Genomic DNA, 17,297 nt, shown 5'->3' with positions numbered 1-17,297 from the left:
GCCAAAACAGTCTATCAACATAAATCGGCTGCCGATCGACAGAAATAGTCGTGCTATCGACATGATCAGAGCCATCTAAATGCACTCCTCCTTGAGAAGTCCAATTTTATTTACCCGCACTCCAATAAGCTCCGTCTTCCATATGAACAAATGGCAGGTCCGTATTCACTTTCCCGTGAATCTGATCCAGCCTGAAGTCCTCTCCCTGAAGCCACCGGGCGAAATCGAATTCAACAGGCTCCTGATTGCCGCCGAGTGCAAACCATGTTTTCATTTCATGAGGCAAATAACCTGCTGTGTGAATTGTTCCGGCCCACTGATCATAGAGCTCAGAAAAGACGCCTTTATCCTTGTCATTCATCAGACGAAACGCATCATAGGCGGTTTTGATCTGATCCCTCTGGCTGTTCATCGCCTCCATCCGCTTCATGGAGTCAACGAGATGATGACGGTTTTCTTTTGTCATGATTTCAAAGTGATTTGTGCACACATCCGCTTCTCTGACGGCAACCCCACGCGGTGACGTCTCCACTACAATCGACTGGTTGCTCTTATCAAAAACCGTATAGCTGAACGAATGTCTGTGCGGAATTTCCTTCAGCATATCAACTACTTCCTCAACGGTTGCGCAGGACTCCAAAATCAATCTGCCAATCGCACAGCAGATAAACCCATCACCCGGTTTCTTACGGTGCATAAAGTTATATCCCATTGAAAGCCCATGTTCATTCATCCCATCCATTCGTCCCGTAATACGCTGGGTAGGTCCTGCGATCGCATAACCGGTGTCGGTCGGCTGAAAAAAACTGTACCGTCCTTCATACGTTTTCGGCATATAATCATAATTTCTGATTAAATAACCTTCACCCGTTAAAAATGAGCACCCTGACCGCTTATAATCCACGCGATAACCGCCGAACTCCATCAGAATTCTTTCCATCGGCCAGTCAAGTGCATCCCGGAGTCCATTCAATTCCTCCCATTAACCAGGTGCAAATCTGACAATCGCCTGTCTCGCTTCCTCTATTTCAACCGTAAATCTCGGCTTTCTGACTCTCCACTGTTTTTCACGATTTTTGACAGTCCAGGAATCCTTCAGCTTCTCTCCCTGGAAACGACCAAAATCATAATGTGTTCCACGAAATTGCAGGATCTCGCTATAAATTGATTTCATGCTGTTCCCTCCAATATTTGGCTCCCCATCAGTCTAAAAGAGATTCATCATGAAATCAAAACATAATCATCGAGCTGTTATTCTTGATTGTTTTACTCGGAAATGAGATAACCGAAACAGAGTATTGATAACTTTCAGATAAGTGAGGGAATATCATGTCAAAAAAACCGGTTGAAATCAGTAAAGACGGTTCATTTAAACGCCAGACGAACCGTTTTGTTACACCATTTGGATCGAACGACGGCGAGCTCCCTGTTGAAGCTGGCCGCTACCGTTTACTCTGGTCTGCCGCCTGTCCATGGGCGCACCGTGCAGTCATTGTAAGAAAGGTGCTGGGTCTTGAAGATGCGATCACCCTTGGCAAAGCAAGTCCTCTTCGTCCGAAAATCGGTCGTGTTGACTGGGCATTTACGCTTGATGAAAACGATCAGGACCCGGAACTTGGAATTCAGTATGTAAGTGACGTATATCTAAAAGCAGATCCTGATTATACAGGGCGTCCGACTGTGCCTGTGATGGTCGATACCACAACTGGAAAAGCTGTGAACAATGATTACTTTAAACTGACCAATTATTTTGAAACGGCATGGCGTCCATTTCACAAAGAGGATGCACCCGATCTTTACCCAGAAGCCCTTCGTTCCCAGATTGACGAGCTGAACGAAATCATTTTCCACGAGGTGAACAACGGCGTTTATAAATGTGGGTTTGCCCAGTCACAGGAGGCATACGAAGCAGCATTTGATACACTTTTCGCCCGGCTGGATCAGCTTGAAGAACATCTGAAAACGAATCGCTTTCTCCACGGTGACTTCATTACAGATTCAGATGTCAGACTTTATACGACACTGGCGCGCTTTGATGCCGCTTATTATAACGGCTTTAACACGAACCGGAACCTGCTCCGCGAGTTCCCGAATCTGTGGGGCTATGCACGCGATCTTTATCAGACAGAAGGCTTTGGCGATACGACAGAATTTGATGCGATCAAGGAGCATTATCATCTTTCTATTACGATTAATCCTGATCAGACAGATGAGCGTATTTTGCCTAAAGGACCTGATCTTTCTGTCTGGAATGAACCGCACGATCGTGAAAGCCTGAGTAGCCGCAAAGACAAATTTCTGCGTTTCGGGGAGCAATAAGCGATGATCATACGGAACGCACGTAAAGAAGAATTATCATTCATCAGGAACCAGCGGGTTAAGGCTTATGAAGAACACAGTTCAACTATTCCAGAAGAGCATTGGTCAGCGTTAAAAAAAGCCATTTCCTCAGATGCCGATCAACAGGAAGGCGTTGATCTGATCGTTGCTGAAATAAATGGCGTTATATTAGGAAGTGTCGCCTTATTCCCTGCAAAAACGGATGCTTACGAAGGGTATGTGGATGAGCTCGACTATCCTGAAATCCGCGTCCTTGCCGTCAGCCCGGAAGCACGTGGAAAAGGTGTAGCCTCTGCTCTTATTGATGAATGCATTAAACGCACAAAAGCAAAAGGCTATGACTACATCGGCCTCCACACCGGTGAGTTTATGAAAAGTGCCATCGCTCTTTATTCAAAATACGGCTTTGAGAGAATGCCGGATTATGATTTTGAACCCGCTAATGACGGGATTATTGTGAAAGCATTCAGAAAAAAACTTTAATCAAATGAAGGCAGGCATTTAGCAAAAAAAGCTAAATGTCTGCTTTTTTAATTTGCACCTACGGGATTTTTCCCATGTGAGTTGATCTAATTGATATTTATTTCACTCTATAATATATTTAACTCATAAATATCTTAGCAACTAAGATATTTATGAAAGGAGGTTCTTATGAATTTATTTGAAGAATTACTGACGTCATTACAGAAAACAAGCGAAATGAGTATTGCCATTATGAAGCCAAGAGATAACGGAGCTGTCAATCACGGATTAATGGTATTTCTATTTATGCTCTATCATCAGGGCGAAATTAAAACAAGCGAAATATCAGACCATTTTGGCGTCACTTCCGGTGCAGCAACAGGTATAGCAGATAAACTGGAACAGCTCGGTTTGATTGAACGTGTGAGAAGTAAAAAAGACCGCCGAATTGTCATTGCAACCTTAACGGATCAAGGTAAACAGCTTGTTGAGAATAAAAAGAAAGAACACGTAGAGCTGTACCAGGAGATTTTAAATGATTTCAGTGAACAAGAAATTCGCGAAACCATTCAGTCCTTAAATAAAATCGCAACAAAAATTGACCATTACACTGCAAAACAAAAGGAGGAATAACAATGAAAATCGCTATATTTGGCGGTTCAGGACGCACGGGGATTCCCCTGATTGAACAAGCCCTACAAGAAGGTCATGAAGTAAAAGCACTTGTTAGAACCCCAGGCAAGTTGAACATAACCCATAGGAACTTAACTGTGTTCCAGGGAGATGTTACGAAACCGGAGGATATTAGAAAAACAATTGAAGGAACAGATGCAGTACTCAGCACTCTTGGTCATGTGAAAAATAGCCCTGAGCACCTTCTCACAACAGCAACACAACACATTATTTCAAGTATGAATCAGTACGGTGTCACCAGACTGGTTAGCCTGACAGGAGCCGGTGTCAGCAGTGAAAAGGATGTGCAGCAAAAACTTTTCAGCAGAATCATTCAAAAAGGGTTGAGAACGTTTGCTAAAAAGCTCTGGCTCGACTCGGTGGAACAGAAAAATATCATCATGCAATCCGGACTAGACTGGACGATCGTCAGGGCTCCAAGACTGCTGGATGGCCCTAAAACAGGCAGCTACCAAACCGGTTATTTTGTTTTTTCAAAACCAATGATTAATCGTGCGGATGTAGCGGATTTCATGCTTAAAGAAGTAACAGACAGACAACATGTACATGAGTATCCGTTAATCGGCGTTAAGTCTTAATGACCACTACAAGTGCATAACAAATAAACCGTGGCAGAATCCTGGATCATCGTGGTTCATCTTTACCACTATATCTCAGGAATTCTGTCACACTGTTTGCATTACCACTCTACCTCCTGCACAACACCAACCGGACGATCTCCCTCTGTGTAAAGTTCTGAAGGAATCACGTTAATCGTTCTGATGTTTGTCGGGTTCTTCTGCAGACGCTGAATTAATTCACTGTGCTTTTCACGATCCAGCAATAGTGTCCAGTGCTCTACCTGGTAGATCAAATCGACATACTGGTTAACAAATGGGTCATATTTAAGCCGGATTGGCACATATTGTCCCTCAAGCCCATTCAGCTTTTCATTTCCCGGGAAAACATCAACCAATTCGGCTGAACCTTCTACAAAAAACGGCTTATCTAAATGGTTGAACACTTCATAAAAAATATCTTTTCCTTCAAGTGTGATGTTGTGCTGCTTCATAAAGTCAGTGCCTTGCTCTGAAACAGGCGTGAATGCAGGCTTTACCACGTCGTATTCAACATCCCTGACGATCGCTTTTTGTAGGTCGTATCTTGACGTGATGTCATCTTCATACAGTCCAATCGCCTTCATCCGGACAAATCCGTCTAGCGCATCCTTATAAAGATCCGCAAACTTTTCACGGTCAAAATATAATGTCCAATGATCAGTATAATCCGAGCTCCACGAGGATACTCTCATCTTAAAATGCGTTTTCATTAAATGATCAGCTTCCGATCCATCCAGGTGCTGCAGCAATTGCCCCTGTCCTTCGAGCGCAAAATAACGTCCATCATACGCAAAAGGATCATACTTCACATCCCTGGCAGAAGTAGATGCTCCCTTCTCATCCATAAACATCTGTAATTCCTCTGACGGTTCAAAATCTCTGTCTTTTGTATACTTCAATACTTTCAGATCAGTGATAAATCCCGTTGCTGAGACGTCTCCAGTCCTTCGCTCCGGTGGAAAATACCCCGTCAGATAAACGTCAGCACGCTTTTTTTTCAGTTCTTCATAGAATTCCTTATATTTTTGTCGATCAAGATAAAAGGTAGATGTGCGGCCACTCTCATGCTCCGTGACATCAATCGCAAAACTGACTCCCTCACTGCCTTCACCGACACCTTTATAAGTAGTCGTCAATTCAACCGTTCCTCCCATATAAAATGGAACAGAAACATAGCTCTCTAAATCATTAAACACAACTTTAGCCGGCACTTCAGCCGTCGTTTCATCTGTATATTCTTCAATTGGATATAATAAATTCTTTGGTACTCCCTGCTTCTCCAAAGCAGAGAACGGAATTAAACGATTATGATGATCTTTTGGATTAAATGGTTCTGCTGCCTGACTTTCCGGCATACAGCTCGCTAATAGCAGTGCGAGTCCCGCAGTTACAATCAATTTATAAAACATATATAAAATTCCCTTCTTTAACACTGCAACAAGCGTAACAGAAATTTTACATAAGTTGAACGGTAAATGTCATTTTCGAAATAGAATGGTAATTATGTAACACGGGGACGGAGCGAGTGTTACATTCAACCATCTCCGTCCCCACTCTATTATTTAACAAATTTCCGAAAAGAGGTGTTGGCTATTCCACAAATCACCGCCACCCCAATGAAAGTAAACAAAAATAAAAAAGGTGACCTAGCCACTCCAAAAGCAACTTCATTTTCATATATTTCGATGTTGCCCCGGTAATGTTCAACATCAGGAACATAATTCATTGTTTTGATATACCCGATTCCTACAGTTCCGAGAAAATAGACGACATGAATGACAAAGGAAATAATGAGCGATTGCGTGATAATCTTCAATTTAAGCTACACCTCCAGACATTCAAAAACATCATTCTCACGTCTGATCCAGCCGTTACCTGTCCCGTTCTCATCAGCAGTTTTATTTAACGCGATCGCTTCCTTCAATGTCATCCAAACAGGCGTAAAATCCAGTTCTTCTTCATATTGATCTAGCTTTAAAGAGGACTGATAAGAAGCATCAATCTCACAAATATAATAGTGAGAGATCATTTCAAACAACGTATCTTCTTCAAAAAGATCCCGGTGATGCTCAATGACTTCTCCAACTTTTTCACCGACATGCGTGCACGTAAAGCCTGTTTCTTCTTTGATTTCACGGATAAGCGCCTGTTTATGCGTCTCTCCAGTCTCTACCCCACCGCCAGGCAGCTTAACGTCATGACCATTTGACAGCTCCACGAGAATCTGATTTCCTTTAAAAATAATGGCTCTTACAGCCGTTCGTATTTTCTTTTTAGATAAATCAGGCAAATGCTCCTGCTCGTAACATTTTCTAAACACCTTCCATTCCCCCATATCATTCTTTACGTAAAATACCTGGACTTTGTAATAATTCCCGGATATCATAAGATTTTTTTAAGTCAATTGCTCTTTTTTCTTTAACCGTTCAAGAATTCTTCTCTTCTGATACAGCATCGTACCTGCCTCAGCCAGATCCCCGATTAAAAACCGGTTGGAAATCGCACCAAAAAGAATGCCGGCAACAGGCACCATCTGCAGCAGCTTTTTAAAGCCGAACTGTTCTGTAAAGGTAAGGGTCACCTCTCTCCAACCCTGCAGCTGCGAAGCCATATCCCTTGATTTCGCTTCAGAATCAAACTGGGACAGCTCCTTTAAAATCGCTTCCTTTCCCACCACATCAGCGAGTGAAAACTGAAGACATTTTAAAATAAACACTCTTTCTTTTTTATCCTTCGGATCATAGCCGTGAAGCATGGCAATTTCCTGAAGGGTGGTCAGTGACATCGCAAGAATCGCTGGAATATCAATCGCCAGTGTGAACACACCACCGACTCCTGTACTTGCCCCTTGAACCGTTGCCGTCTGCTTTCTTCGCCCACCAAGCTTCAAAGATGCCTCTTTCATGACTTCAATCGGCACATGATCAAAATCAGAAAGCTGCGTCACTTCCCAGCCGGACGTCTTCTCAAGAAACCGGAACACCGCTTTTTCACTGAACAAATACCGTCCACCCGTCTGGATAAAACTGCCCAGCTCATCCAGCAGCTCACCAATTTTATTCTGAATAAACTTCGGCGTAAACTTATCCAGCAGCTTAAAAGGAAGGCGGATCAGCTTATCCCAAATCCAGCCACCCTTCTGCTCCTTCTCCCACTTTTCAATCTCTTTCAATCCTGCTAAAAGCTCCTGCTGTGACTCCATTTGCATTCCCGCCCTTTCCGTAGTGATTATGTTACGGATGAAGACTGGCTAAAGATTCAAAACGGGGACGGAGCGGGTGTTCTTTTTTCAAAAAAGGAACAACCGCTCCGTCCCCCTGATCACACCTCAATCCACCTCTCCTCCTCATGACTCCTCAAAATCGCATCCACAATCCTCATATTGTAATGACCATCCTCAAAGGTCGCAAAATGACTTCTTGCTCCCTGGTTCCTTACTGACTCATAAAATGACAGCATGAGGTTTTTCAGACAGTCCGGCCAGCCTTCCTGATGACCGCCTGGATAGTGAGCGTAAGTCCGGGCACTGTCTGTCAGCAGGCCTGGATCCTTCATTAAAAGCTGATTAGCCTCACTGCGCTTCCCGATCCACAGCTGATTAGGGCTTTCCTGATCCCATTCAAGCGTTCCGTCTGAAAGCGAAATGGTAAAGTGAAGGTGATTTTTCTTTCCGGCTGTCACCTGCGAAACGCTGAACATCCCTTTTGATCCATCTTCAAACTGCACGAGTACATTTCCAGCATCCTCTGAGCCAATTTCAACCTCTTCATACCGTCCCGCTTCTTCGTTTGAAAAAGTGGAAGAGTCTCCTTCAAGCGGTTTCTTTCTCACTGGATGAACGATGGACAAGTCTGCACATACACGCAAGATCCGCTGACCAAGTATGTGTTGCACTGTGTCACACCAGTGCGATCCGATATCCGCAACCGCTCTCGACCGCCCATTCAGGTCCGAATCCATTCTCCAGCTGTAATCTGTATCGTATAAGCACCAGTCCTGAAGATAGCCTCCTCCTATCAAATGGGGGTTTCCATATGAATGTGACGAAACCTTTACTCTGGCTTCCTCGATCATCGGATAATGCCTGTAGTTAAAGCACACACCATGCACCAGATTTTTTGATCGAGCCAATTCTAGCAGCTCTTCTGACTCCTCACTATTTAACGCCAGCGGTTTTTCTGAAAGCACATGTTTACCTGCCAGCAAAATCTTCTTATTCAGTTCATAATGCAATACATTTGGCGTACAGTTATGTACTACATCAATCTCAGGATTATGTAACAGTTCGTCAATCGAGTCATAAGCAAAAGCAAGCCGGTACTCAGCAGCAATTTCTCTGGCTTTCTCCAAAGAGCGTGACACAATCCCTGCCGCTTCAACCCCAGGCAACCGCTTAAGCGTTTCCAAATGTGCCATCGCCGAAAAACCAGTGCCCACAACAGCTGCCCGAATCATCTTTCCCATCTGCACTCCCCCTGTTCTGAAATCTACTACTATTTTAAATGATTTTGTAAGATTTTTCAGATAATAATAGGTGGAGCTTTCAAAACAGCATAAGGCGGAGCACACATATGCGCTCCGCCTTTCCAATCCATTATTTAACGGGAATCCAAATCTCGCAATAATAATCCTCACTCATCGGATCTCCATCCGGATAAACCTCAAGATCCGGCGTTCCAGCATGTTTATAGCCACTGACAGGAAACCACTCTGAATAAATTCGTTTCCACATTCCCTGAATAGCATGCGGCATCGCACCATTCACTCCGAAGACAGCCCACTTGGATGGAGGGATCTCAAGCTTTTCAAATCGCTCATTTCCTTCTCCATTATGCGAGGCGGCAACCCAGTAATCCAATAAATAAGGCCTTTCACTGCTTTTATCCACACATACACCGAGCACCCCTTTGATTTCACCATCATTCATAGCCGCAAGCTCGGCTGTCGTTCCATCCTGATTCACTTCCTGCCAGAGCTTCGGGATCTCTCTTGTATTTTCTCCGTTTTCCATCGATACCTCCCGCTTCACCCCTGTCAGTCTGATAGCCCCTTTTTCAATCATCTCAACATTCATCGCCTTTTCCCCTTCCAATGTCACCTGGATCACCAGGCGGTTATAGTATTTCAGCTTTCCACTGCCACTTTTTGCTTCTCTCGGTGAAAGACCATGCTGTTTTTTAAATGCTTTCGAAAATGCTTCAGGAGTGTCATAACCAAACTTATAAGCAGCATCAATGATTTTAATTTGATCCCTGACAATCTCGTGCGCAGCGAGCGTCAGCCTTCTTTTTCGAATATACTCCCCGACAGGCATATTCGTCAGCAGGGTAAACATTCTCTGAAAATGAAACGGCGAAACATTGGCCTGCTGTGCAATCCTCTCTGTCGACAGCTCCTCTAAAAGATGATCCTCGATATAATCAATAGATGCCTGTAAAGACTGGATCCAATTCACATTCATCACTCCCTGATTTCATCTTAATTCATCCGGGAAAAGAAAACCTGTCCGTTATTGCTATGTGTGAACAGGGTACACAAAACTCTATAAAGGTTTTATTTTATAAACGCGTAACCCCTGCTTCTATATAACTCCTGACTAACTTCCATTCATCAATGCTATTTCTTTTAAATGTCTGAAAAAATAAATGAGATCTGTCCAGCAAACTTCCGTCTATCTCCATCGTAGCGGTTATTATGACTAACGTTTCATCGTCTTTTAAAGGGAGCAACGATTTTTCGTTTATAATCCATTTCGCATCATTGTTCAGAACAAAGTCAAAACCCTGCTTCCATCCTTCTATTGATTCCTCATATCCAAAATCCACTATCTTCCCCTCATTAATTTCCCTTGCCTGATAATCTATTGAGATAATTGTTTTTAATTCACCTAAAGAACATGTTCTCCAAATGTTAAGATATGTATCGAGAAAATTCCTGAATGATTGATTCATTTTGTTCCTCCTTATCCACCATGAGTGAAGATCCCGTCACTTTTAAACAAAAAAACGAACCCCATCTTAAAAGGGTTCGTCTTTTTCCATTCATTTTCCTGCATACACATGAATCGCATTTCGTAAAAACTCTGTACCGCCTGGAATGTGTTGATCATAATAAGCGGTGAATCGCTCATCACTGACATACATATCCCCAAGTCCAGCGTGTGCTTCCTTTGAATACTGTGGCCAGGTGAAGCTGAGCCATTTTTTGTGAAGCTCAACGGCTTTTTGCGCTTCCTCTGACGCAGGGTCACCCGTCTCAAACCCGAGCTTTAGCTGTTCAAAAAAGGTTTGTTCAACCTCCTGCATTTCCTTATAGTCAGCCTCAGACAGCCCCATCATCTTTGCATTGCTGTCATCTACCACCTGATCCCCGTACTTCTCACGCACTTCTTTTCCATATTTCGCTTCATTATCCTGAATGAGTTTTTCTTTAAACCCTTCAAATTTTTCACGATCTGACATCGGAATGCCTCCTTCTTTACTTTCAATCGTCTTTTTCACGGTTGAAATGACTTGTTCAAGACGGGACTGTTTTTCAAGCAGGCGCTGATAATGCTGCTGCAAAGCCGAAACCTGATCAAATTCCGGATGATAAATAATCCGGATGATCTCCTCCAGACTCACCTCAAGCTCCCGGTAAAATAAGATCTGCTGCAGCAGATCCACTTCTCTCTGCCCGTAAATGCGGTAACCGGACGAGCTGACCCTGGCCGGCTTTAACAGCCCAATTTCATCATAATATCGCAGAGTCCGGCCGCTGACTCCCGATAACTTCGCCAGCTGATTAACGGTATATTCCATATGATCCCTCCTGACAATCTCAGCATAAGGCTTGACGCAACGTGAAGGTCAACAGGTAAAAATAAAAAATTTTAAAAAGCCATTTCGGTTTGTGAAATGGCTTTTCGGAAGGCTATTCTGGACATGAAGCGGGCTATGCCAAATGTCACAATTCTACGAAACACGCATGAAATCCTGCGAACCGCCGCCGATATTTTGCGAACCAGGCGCAACATTCTGCAAAACCCAGCACAAATTCTCTGAACCTCACCTCAAATCTTGCGAACCCCCTTACTCCTCAGCCAGCTTATAGCCGATCCGCTTAGGCGGTTCGTCCTCCTTCAGCTTCGGCAGCGCCATTAAGATGAAGCTGATCTGATTCACGTGCTGGATCAATTCAATACGCGATCCGTTATCCAGTGTCCCCATAAACCGAATCAGGCTCGGATTATAATAGCCGAGATCCTGAATATGAAACTGAACAGACTGACCATAGTTCACTAGCCTCGCTCCCACTTCATGATCTCGATCCAGCCCTTTCTCAAACTCTTTGATCATATCAACAATTTTTGTGTAAAAAGCACTCGCATAATTTTCTTCAGCCAACCGCTGTTCAATCGGCTTTATAACGGAAGGATCCGGTACATTCGGCGGTTTAAATTCCATAATAATGCACTCCTTCTTTTTGTGACCTTGTACTCTATAACTATATTTTACCACGATAAACTGAAATCGCCTCTGATCATCACACTAAAAAAACCGCCCCATCAAAGAAGCGGTTCATTATTTTAAAAACACTTCATCTCATCAGCAGATTATTCCACCACGACAATCTCCTGATTATTGTACAGCTTTTTCACATTCGCGTTGACGTTCTCTGTAACCAAGTAGGTTAACTCGCTTGTCGGACAAATAATATGATTGGAAACAGTGTCTAATTTATCTGATGTCACCATCGCGAGTATTTCAGTTGAGATATTGGCCATTTTTCTTTTAACAAGTGCTTCGGAAATGCTCGGTACGCTTATCCCAATATGGGGATCGATGTTGTATACACCCATAACATAAAGGTCAGCTCTCATTGAATCCAAAGCTTCAACAGTATCTATACCTAAATTGACCATGGATTGTTTGAATAACGTTCCGCCCACCATGATGACTTCGACATCCTGATGTTCTCCAAGCGCCATCGCGATTGGTGGACTATTGGTGATAACCGTGGCTTTTAATGATAGAGGAATTTGTTTAACAAATTGTAAGTTTGTTGTCCCTCCGTCAATCAGGATCACCATGTCATCATTAATGAAGTCCATCGCTTTTTTGGCCAGTCTCGTTTTGATGTCACTGGAAATATGCTGACGTGTAGTGAAATCAACCACAGGTGGCCCTATCCTGAGCGCACCACTATGAACTCTCTTAATTAACCCCTTTTTATCAAGCTCTTTTAAATCCCTGCGAATCGTATCTTCTGAAACGGATAATCTCCGGCTCATGTCACTTGCGATAATTTTATGTTCTTCATTTAGTATCTGCAGAATATTTTGCTGGCGTTCTTCTTTAAGCATGTTTGTTAACCCCTTTGTTCATGAAATATCATTCTTATTTTACCACATTTCATGCATTTAACAGCAACAAACATGCACAAAACGTGCTAAAAAACGCAAAAACAGGCTTTACATATTAATTGAAAGCGCTTATAATAATTAAAAACAAGCAAAAACACTTATAAGGAGGCACTAACGTGCATAAAAGAAAAATCGATATTGCGCCGTCCATTATGTGTGCGGACCTTTGCAATTTAGAGAGCAGCGTAAATGAAATTCAGGATTTAGGACTTGATCTTTTACATGTCGATGTCATTGACGGATACTTCAGCCCAAGCATGCCTCTTGGAATAGATACAATCAAACAATTAAAAACACGCACAAGCATGAAATTCGATGTGCACATTATGGCAAAAGAAAATGAGTATTTTATTCAGGAAATGATTCAGCTTGGAGCTCACCAGATTACGTTCCACTTAGAAACAAGCAATCACATAGACAGACACCTGCAGCTGGTTAAAAAAAGCGGACTGAAAGCGGGAATTGCACTAAATCCTGCCACACCGTTGTCAGAGCTTGAGTACATCCTGCCTTTATGTGACACCGTTTTACTCATGCTGATCAACCCGGGCTTCGCTACTGATAAGAACGAAAAACAAGTTTCGTATGCTGCACAAAAAGTTCAGGATCTGCGTCAACTGATTGATGCGAAAGGATTAAATACACGCATTGAAGTAGATGGAAGAGTTTCTTTTGAAACCATTCCTGAATTAGTGAAAGCTGGTGCAGATATTCTTGTCGCCGGAAGCACAAGTCTTTTTGCTGCGAACCAGAGCCTTGAGGAAAATAAAAAGCTGATGGACGAGCAAATTATGAAAGGTTTATACGAGGAGGTTAAATAAATGAACCAATACCTTGAATCAGTTGATGAGATCACGAAAGAGCTTACGACTACATTACAAAGTATTAATAAGGAAGAAGTGACACTGCTGCTCAATGAAATCAGCAAGGCTGATAAAGTATTTTTTGTTGGCGTCGGAAGAGTGCTGCTATCACTTAAGTCAGTAGCGAAAAGACTTGCACATCTCGGAGTTAACACGTATATCGTAGGCCAGATTACTGAACCTGCTATTACGGAAAAGGATTTGCTGATTGTTGGTTCAGGCAGCGGAGAAACAGCCTTCCCGCTCATCATTGCTAAAAAAGCCAAGCAGCACAATGCAAGAGTTGCCCACATTGGCGCAAACCCTGAAAGCTCTATGAGAGAATTTGCTGACGTCTTTGTTCGGATCCCAGTGACTACGAAGTTAAACAAACCTAATGAAATCCCATCCGTTCAGCCAATGACGAGTCTGTTTGAACAAAGTCTGCTGCTTCTCGGAGATACATTAGCCTTGATCATGATTAAGGAACAGCAAATTAACATGAAAAATCTTTGGGAGTTCCACGCTAACCTCGAGTGAGTGAAAATCTTTTACAAGGGAGACATGAAGATGCGCGCATTACACTTCGGAGCAGGGAATATCGGAAAAGGATTTATCGGTTATGTGCTGAGTAAGAATGGCTATGACGTTTGCTTTGTGGATGTTAACCAGCAGATGATTGACGACATTAATCAACACAACCGTTATGAGATTGAAATTCTAAGTGAAGAGCTTCGTATGGAAACGATCTCCTCTGTTACAGCTTTAAACAGTATCACCCAACAAAATGAGGTGATAGAGGGCATTGTTCATGCTGATATCATTACGACATCTGTAGGTGTACAAAATCTTTCGAAGGTCGCAGTGATTCTCGCTGAGGGATTGAAAAAACGAGTTAAATCAAATCCCAGGGAAATCAATATTATGGCGAATGAAAATGCCATTCATGCAAGTTCAACCCTGAAAGCGGAGGTTTATAAACTCTTCACTCAGGATGAGGCCGATGCCATTGACGAAATGGCTTCTTTTCCAAATACTGCGGTTGATCGATTGGCGCTGTCAAGACCAGGCGATAATGGGGATATTCCTATGGTAGAGCCATTTTACGAATGGGTTATTGATCAATCTGAAAGAATTGAAGATAACCTGCCCCTTCTTCAGGGCGTTACCTATACAAATGATTTGCTGCCTTATATTGAACGGAAGCTTTGTATCGTCAATATGGGACATGCCGCTACCGCTTACCTTGGACATTTAGCTGGATACCGCACCATCAGGGAAACGCTTGAAGATGCTGAGATCGCAATCCTGGTTAAAGGATCAATGCAGGAAGCAGCCCGTTATATTGAGATGAAATTTGATGCAAACCCTGCGGAACTGAATGATTTTATTGATAAAATTTTGAGCCGCTTTAAAAATCCCCAGGTGAATGATGATGTGAAAAGAGTAGGTAGATCCCCTATCCGTAAGCTTGGAAATAATGAAAGAATGCTTACGCCAACGTTGTCATTACATGATTCAGGGATACGTGTTAAATACCTGACAGAAGCGATTGCTGCCGGTTTTCTATTTGATGTTCCGGAGGATGAAGAGTCAGAAAAACTTCAGGAATTCATTTCTGCCAATGGAATTAACAAGGCTGTTGAAGAAATCAGTGGTGTTAAAAACATTGAACTGATTGAAGAAATAAGCAATACGTACAAGACTTTAAAGAAAAAAAGATTATCTGTTTAGTCATGAATTAGAGGAGGAACTTGAGAATGTTAGCTGATCTTTTAAAAGGAAATATTTATTTTACGGATGAATTGCCAACGTGGGAGGAATCAATAAAAGTTGCAGCTGAACCCCTCTTAAGTAAGCGCTTTATTACAGAAGATTATGTTCAGGATATGATCAAAAATGTACAGATCAACGGCTCATATATCGTGATTGCGCCTGGTATTGCCATGCCACATGCTCAAAATGAGGGAGGGGTTTTAAAGACCGGGATCTCGTTTTTAAAAGTTGAAAATAGCGTAACTTACCCTGAAGACAAAGAAGTAAACATTTTGTTTGTCCTTGCAGCTGAAGACAGTAACGGTCACCTGGAGCTGATCTCAGACCTGTCATCACTGCTGATTGACGAGGACGTCATGGAGCAGTTGAAACAGACCAAAAAAGAAGAAGAGGTTATTAGTCTGATCAATTCACTTGAATAAACAATAAAGGGGATGTGAAAGAAATGACAAACGTGGCGAACTTTGAGGAGCACAGTCATACTGAAGACAAAAAGCCGTCTGTCCGTGCAAAAATTCAGGCCGTCGGGGGATTCCTGACGAACATGGTACTCCCTAACATCGGCGCATTTATTGCATGGGGTATTTTGACCGCGCTGTTTATTCCTACTGGCTGGATTCCTAATGAACAGCTTGGTGAAATCGTCGGCCCGGCGATCACCTACCTCCTTCCATTGCTTCTTGCCTACACCGGAGGAAGAATGGTTGCCGGCCAAAGAGGAGCTGTGATGGGTGCGATCGGGGCCATTGGATTGATCGTCGGCTCTGATATTCCAATGTTTCTTGGTGCAATGATCATCGGACCTTTAGGTGGATATGTGATTAAGAAATTTGATCAGCTGATCGAAAACAGAATTCCTGCCGGTTTTGAAATGATCGTCAATAACTTCTCAATCGGTATACTCGGTTTCGGTTTGATGATCGTATCCTATCTGTTCATTGGACCCGTGATTGAAAATGTGAATGATGCCATGACCTCGGCGATTCAAGCTCTTGTACAGACAGGCTTCCTGCCACTGCTTTCGTTAGTCAATGAACCTGCGAAAGTATTATTTTTAAATAACGTTATTGATCAGGGTATTTACTATCCGCTCGGCATGCAGGATACGCTTGACGCTGGAAAATCAATCTTCTTTACAGTTGCTTCAAACCCTGGACCGGGTCTTGGACTACTGCTTGCTTTCACGCTCTTCGGAACTAAAGTCGCAAGAAGAACAGCACCTGGTGCGATCGTCATCCACTTCCTTGGCGGTATTCACGAATTGTACTTCCCGTACGTATTAATGAAACCACTTACAATTATCGGAATGATTGCCGGTGGTATGTCCGGGATTGCTGTTTTCAGCTTTTTCGATGCCGGACTTGTAGCAGGACCTAGCCCTGGCTCTATTTTCGCTTATCTTGCCCTGACACCAAGAGGAAATTTCCTCGGCATCATTTCAGGTGTCTTAGTCGCTGCTGCTGTAACGTTTGCAGTAACATCGGTTATTCTAAAGCTTGATAAAAACACAGGTGATGAAGCTGACTTAACGAGCTCAATCGCTAAATCAAAATCGATGAAGGCTGAAGGAAAACAGTTAATGAACTTTTCAGCTGACGCTTCAACAACACAGGAAATCAGCAAGATCTCGTTCGCTTGTGATGCAGGTGCTGGAAGTAGTGCATTAGGCGCGACTACGTTTAGAAAAAAGCTGCAAAAGAAAGGTATTTCCAATATCGAAGTCAAGCATTACCGTATTGAGGATGTACCTGAATCATCAGACATCATTGTTGTTCACAAGAATTTATCGGATCGCGCAAGAATGGCACACGGTGATAAGAAAATCATCACGATTGAAAGTTACCTGAATGATCCGAGTCTCGATGAGCTTTTAGATCAATTAAGTAAGGATTAAGCCTTTGCCTCTCATTTTATTCGTAAACGCAAAGCTCCCTACCAGACTTTATCACGATGAAGTCTGGTAGGGAGCTTACTTTTTATTCATTTGTCACAAATAAACGATTCTTCTAAATCGCTCAGGCTAATTGCTAAAAAATACTCCACATCTCGTCTTTATTGACCTTACGTTTTCTTACCCGCTTTGCCAATCTCTGCTCCTCAACCTGCTTACGGCGGTCATTCATCTTGCTTTCGATGAGGCTTCTGTCCTGATAGTACATCTCTACGTTCACCTGCCTTCTG

The 17,297-nt window shown here is 42.8% G+C and carries 20 protein-coding genes and 1 pseudogene; 9 read left to right on the top strand and 12 right to left on the bottom strand.

Annotated elements, in window-relative coordinates:
* Positions 1-106: 106 nt before the first annotated feature.
* Positions 107-1,174: pseudogene (locus tag H7968_RS15985) on the bottom strand (C45 family autoproteolytic acyltransferase/hydolase).
* Between the two features lie 155 nt (positions 1,175-1,329).
* Between H7968_RS15985 and H7968_RS15980 the strand changes: the two are divergent.
* From H7968_RS15980 to H7968_RS15965, 4 genes are all read left to right on the top strand, one after another.
* Complete coding sequence (locus H7968_RS15980) at positions 1,330-2,319, top strand: glutathione S-transferase family protein (RefSeq protein WP_227397081.1); 990 nt, start codon at positions 1,330-1,332, stop codon at positions 2,317-2,319.
* A gap of 3 nt (positions 2,320-2,322) precedes the next feature.
* Complete coding sequence (locus tag H7968_RS15975; protein ID WP_227397080.1) at positions 2,323-2,823, top strand: GNAT family N-acetyltransferase; 501 nt, start codon at positions 2,323-2,325, stop codon at positions 2,821-2,823.
* A gap of 168 nt (positions 2,824-2,991) precedes the next feature.
* Entirely contained in the window at positions 2,992-3,435 is a 444-nt protein-coding gene (locus H7968_RS15970; RefSeq protein ID WP_227397079.1) for a MarR family winged helix-turn-helix transcriptional regulator, read from the top strand.
* A 2-nt stretch (positions 3,436-3,437) separates the two neighbouring features.
* The gene (locus H7968_RS15965) at positions 3,438-4,073 is read left to right on the top strand and encodes an NAD(P)-dependent oxidoreductase (RefSeq protein WP_227397078.1); all 636 of its coding nucleotides are present in this window, start codon (positions 3,438-3,440) and stop codon (positions 4,071-4,073) included.
* A 101-nt stretch (positions 4,074-4,174) separates the two neighbouring features.
* Here H7968_RS15965 and H7968_RS15960 read toward each other — a convergent pair whose 3' ends face one another.
* The 10 genes from H7968_RS15960 to H7968_RS15915 all read right to left on the bottom strand — a co-directional run bounded on the left by H7968_RS15960 (position 4,175) and on the right by H7968_RS15915 (position 12,438).
* Positions 4,175-5,503, bottom strand: a complete 1,329-nt coding sequence (locus H7968_RS15960) for a hypothetical protein (RefSeq protein WP_227397077.1) — start codon at positions 5,501-5,503, stop codon at positions 4,175-4,177.
* Between the two features lie 149 nt (positions 5,504-5,652).
* The gene (locus H7968_RS15955; RefSeq protein WP_227397076.1) at positions 5,653-5,910 is read right to left on the bottom strand and encodes a hypothetical protein; all 258 of its coding nucleotides are present in this window, start codon (positions 5,908-5,910) and stop codon (positions 5,653-5,655) included.
* 6 nt (positions 5,911-5,916) lie between these two features.
* Positions 5,917-6,414, bottom strand: coding sequence for an NUDIX domain-containing protein (locus tag H7968_RS15950; RefSeq protein WP_227397075.1), 498 nt, complete (start codon positions 6,412-6,414; stop codon positions 5,917-5,919).
* Between the two features lie 75 nt (positions 6,415-6,489).
* A complete protein-coding gene (locus H7968_RS15945; RefSeq protein ID WP_227397074.1) occupies positions 6,490-7,302 on the bottom strand; it encodes an EcsC family protein in 813 nt (270 codons plus the stop codon).
* A gap of 113 nt (positions 7,303-7,415) precedes the next feature.
* Positions 7,416-8,558, bottom strand: a complete 1,143-nt coding sequence (locus H7968_RS15940; protein ID WP_227397073.1) for a Gfo/Idh/MocA family protein — start codon at positions 8,556-8,558, stop codon at positions 7,416-7,418.
* Between the two features lie 130 nt (positions 8,559-8,688).
* Positions 8,689-9,549 carry an AraC family transcriptional regulator gene (locus H7968_RS15935; protein ID WP_227397072.1) on the bottom strand — a complete coding sequence of 287 codons (861 nt, stop codon included), beginning with the start codon at positions 9,547-9,549 and terminating at the stop codon, positions 8,689-8,691.
* Between the two features lie 103 nt (positions 9,550-9,652).
* Positions 9,653-10,045, bottom strand: coding sequence for a flavoprotein (locus H7968_RS15930; RefSeq protein WP_227397071.1), 393 nt, complete (start codon positions 10,043-10,045; stop codon positions 9,653-9,655).
* A gap of 90 nt (positions 10,046-10,135) precedes the next feature.
* A complete protein-coding gene (locus H7968_RS15925; protein WP_227397070.1) occupies positions 10,136-10,894 on the bottom strand; it encodes a MerR family transcriptional regulator in 759 nt (252 codons plus the stop codon).
* Positions 10,895-11,164: 270 nt separating this feature from the next.
* The gene (locus H7968_RS15920) at positions 11,165-11,539 is read right to left on the bottom strand and encodes a DUF6173 family protein (RefSeq protein ID WP_134376296.1); all 375 of its coding nucleotides are present in this window, start codon (positions 11,537-11,539) and stop codon (positions 11,165-11,167) included.
* Positions 11,540-11,688: 149 nt separating this feature from the next.
* Positions 11,689-12,438 carry a DeoR/GlpR family DNA-binding transcription regulator gene (locus H7968_RS15915; RefSeq protein ID WP_227397069.1) on the bottom strand — a complete coding sequence of 250 codons (750 nt, stop codon included), beginning with the start codon at positions 12,436-12,438 and terminating at the stop codon, positions 11,689-11,691.
* A gap of 176 nt (positions 12,439-12,614) precedes the next feature.
* Between H7968_RS15915 and H7968_RS15910 the strand changes: the two genes are divergently transcribed.
* Genes H7968_RS15910 through H7968_RS15890 form a run of 5 tightly spaced genes read left to right on the top strand, consistent with a single transcriptional unit; the run spans position 12,615 to position 17,010 of the window.
* The gene (locus H7968_RS15910; RefSeq protein ID WP_227397068.1) at positions 12,615-13,319 is read left to right on the top strand and encodes a ribulose-phosphate 3-epimerase; all 705 of its coding nucleotides are present in this window, start codon (positions 12,615-12,617) and stop codon (positions 13,317-13,319) included.
* Entirely contained in the window at positions 13,320-13,880 is a 561-nt protein-coding gene (gene hxlB, locus H7968_RS15905) for a 6-phospho-3-hexuloisomerase (protein ID WP_227397067.1), read from the top strand. It begins immediately after the preceding gene.
* 30 nt (positions 13,881-13,910) lie between these two features.
* Complete coding sequence (locus H7968_RS15900) at positions 13,911-15,074, top strand: mannitol-1-phosphate 5-dehydrogenase (protein WP_227397066.1); 1,164 nt, start codon at positions 13,911-13,913, stop codon at positions 15,072-15,074.
* Between the two features lie 26 nt (positions 15,075-15,100).
* Positions 15,101-15,538, top strand: coding sequence for a PTS sugar transporter subunit IIA (locus H7968_RS15895; RefSeq protein WP_227397065.1), 438 nt, complete (start codon positions 15,101-15,103; stop codon positions 15,536-15,538).
* A 23-nt stretch (positions 15,539-15,561) separates the two neighbouring features.
* Positions 15,562-17,010, top strand: coding sequence for a PTS mannitol transporter subunit IICB (locus H7968_RS15890; RefSeq protein ID WP_227397064.1), 1,449 nt, complete (start codon positions 15,562-15,564; stop codon positions 17,008-17,010).
* Between the two features lie 133 nt (positions 17,011-17,143).
* On the opposite strand, the gene H7968_RS18060 is transcribed toward H7968_RS15890, so the two are convergent.
* Positions 17,144-17,275, bottom strand: a complete 132-nt coding sequence (locus tag H7968_RS18060; RefSeq protein ID WP_264476772.1) for a hypothetical protein — start codon at positions 17,273-17,275, stop codon at positions 17,144-17,146.
* Positions 17,276-17,297 lie beyond the last annotated feature (22 nt).

The sequence above is a fragment of the Jeotgalibacillus aurantiacus genome, from assembly GCF_020595125.1.
Lineage (GTDB): Bacteria > Bacillota > Bacilli > Bacillales > Jeotgalibacillaceae > Jeotgalibacillus > Jeotgalibacillus aurantiacus.
The sequence above is the reverse complement of the archived record's forward strand: the minus strand, read 5'-3'. Positions and strand labels throughout refer to the sequence as shown.